Here is a 12669-nt window from a genome sequence, read left to right as displayed (position 1 = left end):
AGAGGTAGTTTCACTCCTCTTCACGGTCGCTCGATTCAATCCCGGTACGCAGACGGTACGCAGCAGATTCAGCTGCAGCGTCCATTGCCTTAGAAATTTCATCCAGATCATCCGGCATCAGGTGTCCGTAACGATCTAGTGTCATGGTCGCTGTCTTGTGCCCGAGCAGCGTCTGAAGCACCTTCACGTTCGCCCCGGCACTGATCGCCAGCGAGGCGCAAGTGTGCCGAAGCTGGTGCGGGGTGATCGTCGGGAACCCAGGCGAGGCTTTCACACACCGCTTCACCGCGGGGTCGAAGACCCACCTCAATGCGCCGATGGTCAACCATTTGGTCGAGCTGGTCGGGGGCCATACCAACCTGTCGGCCGATCGATTGCCGATCTGCTCACGCAACGGCTCGAGTGCCACCGTCGGCACCGGGACGGTGCGAGACGAATGATTCTTGGTCGTACCCTCCACGTAGCCCTGTCCGCTTACGTGCGTCGCCGACCGTCGGACTCGGATTCTCCCCTTATCGAGGTCGACGTCACCAACACGAAGCGCTATCGCCTCCCCGAACCGCAGACCGCAGTAACCGAGAACCAACACCAGCGACTTGAACTGCCGGCACTCCTCCGCCAGCTGAAGGAGCTGCACGTGGTTGAGATAGACATGCTCCGCTTCCCCTCTGCGCGGGAGTTCAACGTCATCGGCCGGGTTCCTCATCAGCAGGCCACTCTTGACCGCATATTTCAGCACGGCCGAGAGTGTGTGGTACGCCTGGATCACCCTCGACGGGGACAATCCCCTGTCAACGAATCTAGAGCTTCCACCAACGCCACTCAGGCTACTGACCCAGGTCTGGATGGACGCGAAATCGATGTCAACCAGTCGCTCATCCTCCCACCGAGGTAGCACCACGGTGTCGAGCAAGCTTCGGTAGCCAGCAAACGTTTTCGGCTTCAGCCCAGCCTTACTCAGCATCCAACGTTCCGCTACGGTCTCGAACCGTTCCTTGCTCTTGCCGGGTTCAACCCACGTCCCGGCGACCATGGCGGCCGTATTGCTATCAAGCCAGCCCTGAGCGTCAGCCTTCGTTCGAAAGGCCCTTGTGTACTCGGCGCCGGATGGGTCGACATACACAGCGCGCCAACGCATACCGCGGCCATACCTCGACGTACGGGTCTTCTTGTCCTTCGTGAGCCAAAGGTCCGCTACACCTGCTCGACGGCCTCGACGTTGTCCTGAACGTGGGCGCCTAACGCCTTGATCGCTGGGCGCTAACCTCTCCGGCGGCGTTCCATCGCTCACTGGCATTCCTCACGCTCACAACGTCTTCACTCGCCGCCGCTGTCGCCAAGATCCTTGGCCGAGCCGGATTCCGGCGCCAGGCCACGCAGGAGGTTGGCCAGATACGGGACGCTCCAGTCCCAGTCGAGCTCTGTGAAGTCAACCGGCTTCGCGTCGTAGGTCTTCTCAGATCCTGGCAACGTAGCAGTGTGGGCAAGGAACTCGCCGTCATCATCGGACGACGGATCACGTATTTCCCACAGCTTGTATTGAGTGGCAACATTTTTCGCCGCATACAGGTAGTCCGCAACTGCGGAGCGCGCGTCAAAGTACCGCTGGGTCGCTTGCTGCATCGCACCGTAGTAGCTGACGTTCGGCTGGTCGATCTCGACCTGCAAGATGTCGAACTGCAGATACTCCGCGATCACTACAGCTTCCGACAGCCGCGGCTCACGCTGACCGCTCTCCATACGCGTGATGCCAGCCTGGTCGATCGAGACGCCCAGTTCCGTCAACTTTTGCGACAGTGCCCGCTGACTAAGACCCAGCGCCTGTCGTCCCTGGCGCATCGACGCGGCAAAACTTCGCCCACCGGCACCAGCCTCATCATGATTCATATTTGCCACCGTAATGCTTGACAGCATCACCAACAAGTGCCACGCTCGAATTGATTCACTACAGACTCGTCATGCACCGTCGAATCGAGCAGCAACGAAAGCCAGGAGGGCGCGATGTCGGAGGAATTCCTTACAACCAACCAAGTCAGCGAACAGTGGCCATTCCTGCCGGCCGCGACACTGCGGTATTGGCGCCACGCCAATCAAGGTCCTGCTTCGTTCCGAGCCGGATCACGAGTCCTTTACCGGCGCAGCGAAATTGAGCGCTGGCTAGACGCACAGGAACAGTCAACGAGACGCGGCGGCGGCGCTGCCTGACCCGATCAATCTTGATTCGTCAAATCGACCGCAGGTGAACTGCGATGGATTTCGTCCGCATAATCAGCACCTACTGCCAACACAAACGGCAACGGATCCGGGCAATCAGCGCCGCGGCGACCTCACGGGCCCAGCGGCGTCGCAGCCAAGATCTCTCTGGACAGCATCAGTTCCAAGCTTGGCTACTGACGCTTGCTCGTCCCGGGTAAACCTCCGCTCACAATCTGCAGAGGTCCAACAGCCTTTTTCGCCCGTCGACTTGCGACCTTGTTGAAGGTCCTCCGCTTCAGAGTCCCTTTGCGACACTTCTTGCACGTGTCACCGCTCGACTTGGAACGAACCACGCCGCAGAATTTGCAGATCACGCCAGTCACGCGGCAAGGATAACCTTGTCTCCACCGACCCGCGGGATGAATGAATCGCGGAATGCGAAGGACGTGCACGGCGGCGTGATGTTGTGCACAACCGCCATGTTCTCTAGACGACTCCCAAGGAGTTGGAGGACGACCGGAGCATGAAAAGAGATTTGTCGACATCGCGTGGCGTCCAAGAGCAGTAGGTACTGACGGAGAGCTGCGACTGCAAGTCCTCAACGATCGCCATGTACCGCGAATAGGACGAACCGGGACTCTTGAAACCGAGGCCTACAACGGAACTGACGGCACGCCTGTCGTAAACGGCCATTCGATTAGGCGCGCCTGCTGTCAGGATGGTAGATGCCACTGCTGCCCCCGTCTGACAACCCGGAAGAGCGAGCAAAATCGTCCGGGCCTGTCTTGCTGCGTCGGGAATCGACAGGCTCTCGTCGCGGGCGACTGCGATAGCATCCCGGGTCACTGCACGGACCTCGGTATCAGCGAGGTCGTTGAGTAACCCGACCCACGGTGTGCTCAGGTTCAGGCGCTTCCAGAACATCAGAGCCCCGATCTCCAGCTTGCCGACCGAGTTGGTTTGCCGCACTCGCTCGACCACCTCGTCGAGCACTTCATCGTAGAAACTGCCGGCTTCCACATTCGGATACCCAATGTGCGCCGTTCGAAGGCGGTTGAGCGCTTCATCGTCGAGTTCCATATTCGAGAATCGACCGTGCCGCCAATATCGTTACGGGCTAACCAATTTTCAAAGCCGGATACTTCATCTCCAGTTCACAGCGACGCCTCATGGACGACTGTGCAAGCTACGATGAGCGGTAGGCGATGACCGGCGAACTAGTGAAAGCTAGCCCAGGCGGGTTGGGATCGCACCAAAACGGCCACACGCGTAGACCCCCGTGCGCCGCTAGTTGCCGAGGCGACCACCAAATCGATCCAACAAGATGCGCCGCCGCGACGTGACGGCTCCACCATTCGCACATTCGGACGACCCAATACCGGAGCACCTAGAAGATCGAGCCGTCTGCTCGCGCATCGAAGATGTGTGAAACCGAAGGGGTTACGTTCGAAACGCATCCTCAGCCGGAGCTAAGTCGGCGTTGAAGCGGCAGGAAAACCTGTCCGTTAGATCCGCGCGCTGGGCGGCTACAGTGATTAGCTGGCAGAATTGTCTTGCGGATCATGCGTGCCGACGATTGACGCTTCCTTATCGCTCTTGGAGAGCACCTTCGCCACTTCCGAGACGACTTCGTCTCCGCTCAGCTCGTCACGAACGAGACGGTCGACCAGTCGGGGACGGGTCGGGATTGATAGCGCGTCGATCTCTACTGTGATCGACTACACGCATGAAGAAGATCCGAGCGGGCACTCCCCGCGGTGCGGCAGACGGGTGCCGCCGGTATATGCCTGTCGGGTATACGTTCGACACGCGAGCGATGATCCTAAGCATGGAAATCGACCCCGCTTGGGAGGCCGCGATCCAAGAGCAACACCGCGGGAACAAGCGAGCCGTTCGCGAGGGTCTCGTTACTCAATTCGGCGTCACCGATTACGAACGCAAGATTTTCGATTTCGCCGAGATCGGTTCGGCCCCTTGGAGTGTTATCGGCCAGCATAATGATTTTCTGCAGCAGATTCGATTTTCCTTCGCCTCAGGCGCGTACTATCCAGCTTTGGTTGGAAGCGGGGCTCTCGGCGAGCGAATTCTGAACCTTCTCGTCCTCAGGCTCCGTGATGATTTCGGCAGTGACCCCGCAACTACCGAGGAGATAGCCCTCCACAAGTCGTTCGATAACTGGAAGCTGTGTATTCGCGTCCTTCACGCTTGGGGCGTCTTTGACGACACGCTAAGAGATCAGTACCGGCGGCTCAGCAGGTTACGACACCGGGCCGTCCACTACAACGAGCAGCTGAACGACTCGGACGCTCGCCAGGACGCGCTCGAGGCGATTCAGCTACTTCAGGAGATTATTCAGAGCCTATTTGCGCCTATCGGAGGTCCTCCCAATTTCATCGACGGAACTCCCGGAAATACATTCATCGCACTTGAAAGCGAGAACAACCCGCTAATTCGACGCTTTTATGTTCCAGTATGCGCCCTAGTCAGCCCTCATTTTGAAATGTCTTTGGCGCGTTCGCACGGCACGCGAACCGAATTTGAGATCTTCGACGACGAAACTTACCAGGACCGATACCCCGCGCTCACCGACGACGAGTTTGCGAAGCACCGGACGGGCGCACTTGAACCTTAGCCGGGGTTGAGCGGCCGGCGCCGGACGGCCTAACCAGGCTTGGCAGGGCCGCGGTGGAGCGCGCCATCCAGGGCGCAGATTGACCGCCGGTACCGACGATCGGTCCGCGCCCGGTGTCACGCCGCATGCGGGGAGGCCCTTCTACCGTGCGGCCGGTATAGTGCCGGGCACATGACTAGCGTTGGGGGGCGCGAACATGAGTCAGTTCGAAGTAGGCAACATCGCTGCTACCGCAGTCTTGACTGCGAAGATGCGGGCGCTCGAGTCCGAACGCGCCAGGCCCCTGATCAACGATCCGTTCGCAGCATTGCTGGTCGACAGTTCCGGGTTAGACTTTCGATCGCTCGAGCTCGAACAAGTCACTGGGCAAAGACTATTCGAGTCCAACGTCGTTCGAACGCAGTTCCTCGACCAAGCGCTTCTCCAGGCGACCACCAACGGTGTCCGACAGGTTGTCATCCTCGGATCCGGCCTGGACACGCGCGCCGCACGACTCGACCTGCCGGCAGACTGCATCGTATTTGAGATCGACCAGCTCCCGGTGATCAACTACAAGAAGCAGGTACTCGCCGAGCATGGAGTCTCGATCGACCTCGAGTGGCGCCCACGAGGTGGCGACCTCGAAGGCGACTGGCTCAGTGAGCTGACCACCGCCGGCTTCGACCCTGGCACTCCGACGGCCTGGATTATCGAAGGCGTCCTGTTCTACTTCTCGGACGAGACTGTGGCCCAGCTGATTCAGATCGTGACCGACCAGAGCGCGCCAGGCAGCGAGTTGCTCGCGGTGCACTTCGGTGCCGGTGCGCTCATCGAAGCGCAGAGTCGCGAGATGGCAGCTGCCGCCGAGAATGCGGGGTACGGATTCAAGTCGACGGTCGCTAACCCCGTTGAGTGGCTCGATGGGTATGGGTGGGACACCGAAGCGGAAACCTTCACTGCCGCCGCGCAACGTTTGGGACGCACGATCCCCTACGACATCGAGGAAGGTCCTGGCCGCGAGATCGCGTGGTTGATCAGGGCCGTCAAGAGATGATTCGGTCGGGCGGCTGACTCGACGCAGCATTTGCGGCGTCCGCGATCTCGACCTGCAAGTTGTACGCGGAAACCGGATCTTTCGCCGCCTTCCAACACTGCCACTGGTTCGTAGGCACAGCACCTGAGCCAGGTAAGACGAACGCCGGGAACTGCGTCCGCGCCTCACCCCACGCGTCGGCAGACCGCTGAAGGACCTGGAAGCGACGCCATCGATGAGGCAGCCGAACAACTGGATAGATCAGCACGGTCGCCGTGGCAGCGAGCACGATCAGCAGCGTGAGCACAAGCGACACGGATCTGACGTGTGCCGAGTACCAACCACCATCGACGTTCACGTCGGTGAGCGCAAGATCGACGATCTTGTTCACCGTGTACATGCAGGCCAGTGCCGCGGTGCAGGCCCAGCCGAGCAACGTCAGCGCAAAGGGTCCACGCCGCACGACTCGATACGCGCGAACAGCGATCACCGCGTTCACGGCACCCGCAATGCCGATGGAACCCAAGAACACTGCCCAGTACGCGTAAACCATTGGCGTAAAGGGAATATCGGCAGTGATGTAGGAACTTGGGATGTCGGCGATGGGCGAACTGATATAGGTCAGGGACATCGCTGACACAATCGCGACCTGCGCAAGAATCCACGGACGGAACCGAACCTCATGCCCGGTGAAGGCCCACATCAGCGCGACGGCCGGCACCGCGGCACAAGCTGCGAGCGTCATGCCCACCAGGGTCATCACGTTCGCCAGACCTGTCACTCGCTGGATAGACGGGTTGATGACGCCGTCGGTGAAATGTGGCGTACGGGCCAGTTTTCCGGCACCCAACAGCAGACAGACCTGCGTGTAGGCCCAGAACGTCGGTGTTGGATCGCTGGGCGGACGCGAGAGGCGCAGTACAGCAACAACTATCAGGAGGACGCACACGCCCGCGGTCAGCGCGGACGTCATGGCCAACCAAACGTTGAGGCGGCCTTTTGGAGCAACCGACGTTCCGACTCGGTTGCTCGGTCCGGAATGATCACGTCCCGATACTGGTCTGCCTTGGCCACCATCAGTCGGGCGAACCACTCAGCCTGCATCTCGAATGGATGCTCGTAGTTCGACCTGGCCATCGTGCAGGGCAGGGCGAAAACATGGCCGACTACCACTTGGGGCACCGAGGGAAACAGCGAAGCCAGGTAGTCGACGCGCTCACCGTCAGACAGTGTGTGCTGCAAGAGTATGTGCCCGAGTTCGTGAGCGATGGCTACTTCGCGTTGCACGTCAGTCAGATCTTGCCTGATATAGATCTGGTCGGTGTTCAATCGTGGAATCCATAGACCCGAGCAGGCTTCAGCGAGACTGACAGGGAGCTCGTGCACTGTGATCGGACGTTGGCGATCGAGCGATAGGGCGGCGATTGCAGCCTCGATTGTCCACGGGCGACGGAAGGAGACTTCGGCCAGCGCCGCGGACGCTATTTTTTGCGGATCACTGTTGCTCGTCATGTGCGTGGTTCGCGAGGTCAGCGAGGTCTTGCCGCGCGCGGTCGGACAACGGCTTCTCAGAGGCACGCAGGGCGATCAATCCGGTCGTGTTGTGCGCGAGTTCCAACAGATTGCCGATCTGCTGGTGTATCGGCACGTACTTGTTCGGGTCGTCGCTTGCGATGTAGGCCGTCGAGTCGCCGGCGAACCCGCAGACCTCGGCGATCGCTTTGCGCTCTGCTTCGGTCGGGACCTGCTCACCTGCGAACCATTGGTCGACGGTCTCTGGCGATACGGGTCGGCCAAGTGTCTTCGTGACGTGTTCGGATACGTCGTGAGAAGTGGCTGGTTGCTTCACACACTTCGCGAGTTGCAGCAGTCTTTCGATACGTACTTCCAAAGGCAACGAATCGGTCAACTGAACCCCCCTCAGTTGGTCTCCTCTCGAAGGATAATGGATCTCCGCCGAGCCTTCCAGCGAGTCATAAAAGCATCAGAAAGATCTTTTTCATCCTCGGGGAGCATGCCGGCGAGCCAGCGCCGGTAGAGCTGCTCGGTGCGCACGGGGTCTCCCGGTGGAGCCAATGGCGTGTCCAGCAGCTCGCGGAACGTGAGGTCGATGAGAGGAATTCGCGCTGTACCAGGGCCTCCGACGCGTTCGAGCACCTCGGTGGCATAGATGGCGGTCAGACGCTGAACACAGGCTTTCAGGTCCTCGGCGCCACCATCTGGGAGCGCACTGACCACCTTGGACGCGGCCTGAACGATGTCTTGGATGATCGATACGGGTATTTCCATCGTTGTGAACGAAAGTGCATCGGTGAGGTCCTGGGCCTCGGGGGCCTCAACCGCTTGCGCCGAACCGTGCAAAATCTTCGCGGCATGGCCCTCGGGCCACGATAAACCCAGGTCTAACCGTCTCAATGTCGTTGGGCGCGGAGGGGATGTCTCCGGGCTGGGGTTCTCAATGCGCGCCATCGTCGTATCGGCGGGACCACCCTTTTCGTGCACCTCGGTCCTCGTCAACGCGAGTTCGCGTCGCCGCTCATGGACTGCGTTCGCGAGTCTTCGAAGGTTGCCGGGCACAGCGGACATAGCAAAACCGTATCCCAAACTCCGTAGTCAATGCTGCACCGTAGTTGATGTTTTGCCGGATCGAGACCTCACAAGAACACCACAAGACTCAAAACAACCAAAACTCCGAATGGTTTTGATGCTTGTAAATGCCTTATGACTGTCTTATGTTGGCTCTACGTCGTTTATTTGATGGTCGGACTCACAGCAACAGGGGCTTGCCATCCGAACCTCGGGGGTCCGAGATGTTCTCAAGTCAGAGACATTGGCCGCGATGGGCTAGCCCCGCGATCGCGGCAACAGCGGTGGTGGCAATTGCACCTATCGCGGTTACTCCGGTCAGCGCCCTGCCAAATCAGTCCCCCGTGTGTCCAGTGCTCCATGTCCTGGCGGTGTCCGGAACAAGTGAGTCAACCTCCGACATCGATCCGAACCTCGACACCGGACTTCTCTCACGCGTGACCATCGGCGCAGGCACGGGCGCTGATCCGGGCACCTACTCCCGCCAGTACGTGCCGTACCCGGCATCCTTCGGCGGCGCGACACCTGGAGAAGACGCTACCTACGAAGAGTCCGTTCGGACTGGCGAGTCGAACGCGACCGAGATGTTGAAGTCCTTCGCGGACCGATGCCCTGATACCGATTTCGGGCTCACCGGGTACAGCCAAGGCGCTCAGATTGCGCGGCTGGTCGCCCAGGCGATCGGTTCCGGATCCGGGCCCGTTCCGGCCGACCGAGTGGTCGGAGTAGCACTGTTCTCTGATCCCGGCCGAGCGTCCGGATCACCGAATTTCCCGGGCCGCTCCCCGAATCAGGCGACGCCAGATCCGGCTCCCGGCACCACCGGTACGAATGTTGCTCAAATGCAGGTCAATCCGACCCCACCTGCTGAGGGCGGAGGAATTGCGCCGTCGGATGGCAAGACATTCGGCGAACTCGATGGTCGGGTCTACTCCCCCTGCGCCACAGGCGATATGGCGTGTTCCACACCAGCAGATGCGCCGATCGCGCGCCTGGTGACCAACATTGCGGGTCAGATGCATCTCGACGCCGAGGACCCGCAAACGGTCCTGGCAGACGCCGCGGTGGCGCTTGGTGGGACGGTGATTCGCTCCTCGTCGAACTTCATCAACGACGGCGGTGTGGAGAAGTTCTTGGCCGGCGAACCGGTCAACAGCGACAAGTCTCTGCTGAGTTACGCCGCCCAGGGTTCTGATCCCACTGCGCCCGCCGATCCCTTCTCCGCACTGGTGCGCTTGGGGACGATCGGCTTCGGTGCCGCGGTAACCGTGGCAAGAAAAGTGATCACACCCCAGAACGTCGTCTCCCTCGCGACTGTAGGTTTGGCAAACCCGGCCGCAGCACTTGCACTTTTCGGTGGTCAGCTCGTTGGCGCGATCGCCGATACGTACCCACCGGATCGCATCCTGAACGGCGTGCAGCAATCGATTTTCAATGAAGTCAAGGCTGGCGTCACCGACAACGCGGGTCTGGTCAAGATGGCCACAGATCTCCGCTATTGGGACACCGTGCGTTTGCACGGCATCTACTCCTCGAACATCGCTACTCCGGCCGGGGCCCCATCAACGGCATTCGTAGCGCAGTGGTTCAACGCCGTCCTTCAGGATCTACTCGACAAAAGGGCCGGCGCTGACGAGACGTCGACCCGCGCCGCAAGCCCCGAGTCAACGACGCCGGAGTTACCGGGACTGTTCGAACCGACCTATGCCCCAGCAACCGCGTCGACCCCGGAATCGTCCCAAATGCCTACCTCTTCGGCGCCACCATCGACCACGGCCTCTACAACACCTCTGACCTCAACCTCGGTTCCTTCGGCTTCGACGTCCGCCCCAACCCGAACAACGACAGAAACGGAGACGGTGCGATGACGCAGCAGCAGCACGACTGGTGGGATTCCGCGCACATTCCCAACAGCCCCGCCGACCACGCGTCCGACGCAACCATCTCGACGCCAGCGGTCGCCGACCACGCTCAAGCAAAGGAACCGGAACTACCCGATGCGCCTAATCCGTTGCGTCCGTTAGTAACCGTCCCCGGGCAACCGCACCAGCAGCCGAGCAAACATGCCGACACTCCGCCAGCTAAGACACAACAGTTCGTGCATGAGCCACTCCAGTCACCACAGTCGCAACCTTTGACCGGGACGTTGAGCACCGACCTCTTGAGAGTGCGCGTGCGACCCACCCCGGCGTCGGGCTGGAGGCGAGCGGTTCATCGCGCAACTTTGGGAGCCATCAATCCCGGCGAATCGCCCGCCGACATTGAGTGGCGCATCACGAACGACCGGATCCGCCAGACCATCCGGGGCGACTACAAGCTGGCCGTGCTGTCCCTCAAGGGCGGGTCGGGCAAGACAACCACCACGGCCGGACTCGGCTCGGTGTTCTCTGCGGTACGCCCGGACCGGGTGATCGGGATTGATGCCAACCCTGACCTCGGCACGCTCTGTAGCCGGATCCGATCAGAGCACTCGTATACCGTCCGCGATTTGCTCGCGGACGAGAACATCACCCGCGCAGCAGATGTCCGCATCTACACCAACCAGGCACCCTCACGGTTCGAGATCTTGGCGTCACCGCGCGATCCGCGAATCTCCGAAGCATTTTCAGAAGACCACTATCGACGCACCGTTCGCATCCTCGAGGAGTACTACCAACTCATTTTGACCGATTGTGGGACGGGCATCCGGCACAGTTCGATGACCGGAGTGCTCGACGAAGCCGATGCACTGGTTCTGGTCACGCCGCCCGCGCTCGATGGAGCCCAATCAGCAGAAGCCACGCTCGAATGGCTCGAGCAGAACGGGCACGCAGACCTGGTCGCACGGGCAGTAACCGTGATCTGCATCAACCGGCCAGGCAAGTCGAGTGTGGACGTTCATGAACTCGAGGAACACTTCTCCCGCCGGTGCCGTGCCGTGCTGACAGTCCCCTTCGATCCGCACTTGGCCGAGGGCCAAGAGGTTCTCCTCGACCGGCTGGCACCCTCCACCATCAAAGCCCTGCGGTCTTTGGCCGCAACCATCGCCGACGATTTCCCGGCAGCCGCTCAGCGGCGGTACGGCAGGGCCGAACGATGACAGCCGCCCGCCAGGAACCAGCCGATCTGCATCAAGCGGAGCCCTCAAACTTCCAGGACCACGAACGGCTGGCCATCCCACGAGCTGGGGCGCAACTACCTTCGCCCGAGAATCGGATCGCAGTGTGGCAGAGTCCGATCCCTTCCATCCCACGAGCAGGACCCGCGTCGCCATTGTGGTGGTGGCTCGGTGTCCACGGCGGCGCGGGCGTGTCGACGTTGACCACGGTTCTGACCCCTTCGGGCGATGCTCGGAGAATGTGGCCCAGCGGCATATCGGGTCAGAGCCCAGTCGTTGTGCTTGTCGCGCGGACGCACTTGTCGGGGCTGCGTGCGGCGCACAACGCGGTCGTCCAGGCGGCTGCCGGCGGGATACCAGCAAAGCTGGTCATCGCCGGGCTGGTCACGATCCCGGATGCCCCCGGCAAGCTGCCTGCGGATCTTCGTAAGTACCGAGATGTGGTGGTGCGAGCAGTGGATCAGCACTGGGCGTTGCCCTGGGTACCGGACTGGCGCGAGACACCCCGTAACGAACTGCCGAACTGGCAACCCGGCGACGTCGCACGGGTGGGTCGAGCCCGGCGGAAAACGGTTGGTGTTCAGGCACAACCGCCGAGTGAATACATGCGCTGTGGTGACGACATCGCCGCAGTTGCTCGTGAATCAGCCCGAAGGGAACGCTCATCATGATCGTTCAAAACTTTCTCACCGCTCATGACCTACTGTCGATGAACTCGCAGATCGCTCATCACGCTAGCGACGCGGTCCTTGCTGCTGATCCGGGAGGGGGCGGCAACATCGGGCCGGCCAACCCGGAAGCGCCGCCCGGGTCAAGCAAGTTCCAGACCCTGATGAACTGGTTCTTCTGGGGTGTTGTTGCCATGGCCGGATGTGCCGGCCTGTATGCCGCTGTCACCCTCGGATGGGAAAAGCGTCAGGGCGGCGGGGGCGACGCGCAACCCCACCTGGTGAAGGTGTTGGTGTCCTCGGTCCTGATCGGCGTCGTGGTGACGATCGTCAATACCTTGGCGTTGAGTTAGGCCGGCACAATGCCTCCCGAGACCATAGAGATGTTCGCCAAGTTCCTTCGCTGGGGAATCTGGTGCGTCCTCGCAGTTTTCGCGTCCTCCGCGATGGCCGCAGTAGGACTCTTGGCATGGGAGCA

General features: G+C 60.8%; 13 protein-coding genes. 6 read left to right on the top strand and 7 right to left on the bottom strand.

Features of this window, described 5'->3' with window-relative positions:
- Positions 1-10 precede the first annotated feature (10 nt).
- From AC1TQG_RS26375 to AC1TQG_RS26365, 3 genes are all read right to left on the bottom strand, one after another.
- The gene (locus tag AC1TQG_RS26375; protein ID WP_482141871.1) at positions 11-1138 is read right to left on the bottom strand and encodes a tyrosine-type recombinase/integrase; all 1128 of its coding nucleotides are present in this window, start codon (positions 1136-1138) and stop codon (positions 11-13) included.
- A 179-nt stretch (positions 1139-1317) separates the two neighbouring features.
- Entirely contained in the window at positions 1318-1887 is a 570-nt protein-coding gene (locus tag AC1TQG_RS26370; protein ID WP_482141870.1) for a helix-turn-helix domain-containing protein, read from the bottom strand.
- A gap of 795 nt (positions 1888-2682) precedes the next feature.
- Positions 2683-3276: a hypothetical protein gene (locus tag AC1TQG_RS26365; RefSeq protein ID WP_482141869.1), complete on the bottom strand. Its 594-nt coding sequence runs from the start codon at positions 3274-3276 to the stop codon at positions 2683-2685.
- 748 nt (positions 3277-4024) lie between these two features.
- On the opposite strand from AC1TQG_RS26365, the gene AC1TQG_RS26360 reads away from it, so the two are divergent.
- Entirely contained in the window at positions 4025-4828 is an 804-nt protein-coding gene (locus tag AC1TQG_RS26360; RefSeq protein WP_482141868.1) for a hypothetical protein, read from the top strand.
- Positions 4829-5024: 196 nt separating this feature from the next.
- A complete protein-coding gene (locus tag AC1TQG_RS26355; protein WP_482141867.1) occupies positions 5025-5861 on the top strand; it encodes a class I SAM-dependent methyltransferase in 837 nt (278 codons plus the stop codon).
- On the opposite strand, the gene AC1TQG_RS26350 is transcribed toward AC1TQG_RS26355, so the two are convergent.
- The 4 genes from AC1TQG_RS26350 to AC1TQG_RS26335 form a co-directional block, all read right to left on the bottom strand.
- Positions 5851-6813, bottom strand: a complete 963-nt coding sequence (locus AC1TQG_RS26350) for a hypothetical protein (RefSeq protein ID WP_482141866.1) — start codon at positions 6811-6813, stop codon at positions 5851-5853. The two genes, AC1TQG_RS26355 and AC1TQG_RS26350, sit on opposite strands and share 11 nt — an antisense overlap.
- Entirely contained in the window at positions 6810-7169 is a 360-nt protein-coding gene (locus AC1TQG_RS26345) for an ImmA/IrrE family metallo-endopeptidase (protein ID WP_482141865.1), read from the bottom strand. The genes AC1TQG_RS26350 and AC1TQG_RS26345 overlap by 4 nt, the downstream gene beginning before the upstream one ends.
- 166 nt (positions 7170-7335) lie before the next feature.
- Positions 7336-7749: a hypothetical protein gene (locus AC1TQG_RS26340; RefSeq protein WP_482141864.1), complete on the bottom strand. Its 414-nt coding sequence runs from the start codon at positions 7747-7749 to the stop codon at positions 7336-7338.
- An 11-nt stretch (positions 7750-7760) separates the two neighbouring features.
- The gene (locus AC1TQG_RS26335) at positions 7761-8426 is read right to left on the bottom strand and encodes a hypothetical protein (protein ID WP_482141863.1); all 666 of its coding nucleotides are present in this window, start codon (positions 8424-8426) and stop codon (positions 7761-7763) included.
- Between the two features lie 371 nt (positions 8427-8797).
- On the opposite strand from AC1TQG_RS26335, the gene AC1TQG_RS26330 reads away from it, so the two are divergent.
- Genes AC1TQG_RS26330 through AC1TQG_RS26315 form a run of 4 tightly spaced genes read left to right on the top strand, consistent with a single transcriptional unit; the run spans position 8798 to position 12544 of the window.
- On the top strand, positions 8798-10294 hold the full coding sequence (locus AC1TQG_RS26330) for a cutinase family protein (protein WP_482141862.1): 1497 nt from the start codon (positions 8798-8800) through the stop codon (positions 10292-10294).
- Positions 10291-11505: a MinD/ParA family ATP-binding protein gene (locus tag AC1TQG_RS26325; RefSeq protein WP_482141861.1), complete on the top strand. Its 1215-nt coding sequence runs from the start codon at positions 10291-10293 to the stop codon at positions 11503-11505. Before AC1TQG_RS26330 ends, AC1TQG_RS26325 begins: the two co-directional genes overlap by 4 nt.
- Positions 11502-12194, top strand: coding sequence for a DUF6668 family protein (locus AC1TQG_RS26320; protein WP_482141859.1), 693 nt, complete (start codon positions 11502-11504; stop codon positions 12192-12194). Before AC1TQG_RS26325 ends, AC1TQG_RS26320 begins: the two co-directional genes overlap by 4 nt.
- The gene (locus AC1TQG_RS26315; protein ID WP_482141857.1) at positions 12191-12544 is read left to right on the top strand and encodes a hypothetical protein; all 354 of its coding nucleotides are present in this window, start codon (positions 12191-12193) and stop codon (positions 12542-12544) included. Before AC1TQG_RS26320 ends, AC1TQG_RS26315 begins: the two co-directional genes overlap by 4 nt.
- Positions 12545-12669 lie beyond the last annotated feature (125 nt).

The organism is Williamsia sp. Y844 (assembly GCF_056786475.1).
This window is presented reverse-complemented; position numbering and strand designations above follow the sequence as displayed.

Bases quoted from the DNA above. Each gene is read 5' to 3' on its own strand.
- AC1TQG_RS26375 (WP_482141871.1), bottom strand. From the start codon at position 1,138: ATGCGTTGGCGCGCTGTGTATGTCGACCCATCCGGCGCCGAGTACACA.
- AC1TQG_RS26370 (WP_482141870.1), bottom strand. From the start codon at position 1,887: ATGAATCATGATGAGGCTGGTGCCGGTGGGCGAAGTTTTGCCGCGTCG.
- AC1TQG_RS26365 (WP_482141869.1), bottom strand. From the start codon at position 3,276: ATGGAACTCGACGATGAAGCGCTCAACCGCCTTCGAACGGCGCACATT.
- AC1TQG_RS26360 (WP_482141868.1), top strand. From the start codon at position 4,025: ATGGAAATCGACCCCGCTTGGGAGGCCGCGATCCAAGAGCAACACCGC.
- AC1TQG_RS26355 (WP_482141867.1), top strand. From the start codon at position 5,025: ATGAGTCAGTTCGAAGTAGGCAACATCGCTGCTACCGCAGTCTTGACT.
- AC1TQG_RS26350 (WP_482141866.1), bottom strand. From the start codon at position 6,813: ATGACGTCCGCGCTGACCGCGGGCGTGTGCGTCCTCCTGATAGTTGTT.
- AC1TQG_RS26335 (WP_482141863.1), bottom strand. From the start codon at position 8,426: ATGTCCGCTGTGCCCGGCAACCTTCGAAGACTCGCGAACGCAGTCCAT.
- AC1TQG_RS26325 (WP_482141861.1), top strand. From the start codon at position 10,291: ATGACGCAGCAGCAGCACGACTGGTGGGATTCCGCGCACATTCCCAAC.
- AC1TQG_RS26320 (WP_482141859.1), top strand. From the start codon at position 11,502: ATGACAGCCGCCCGCCAGGAACCAGCCGATCTGCATCAAGCGGAGCCC.
- AC1TQG_RS26315 (WP_482141857.1), top strand. From the start codon at position 12,191: ATGATCGTTCAAAACTTTCTCACCGCTCATGACCTACTGTCGATGAAC.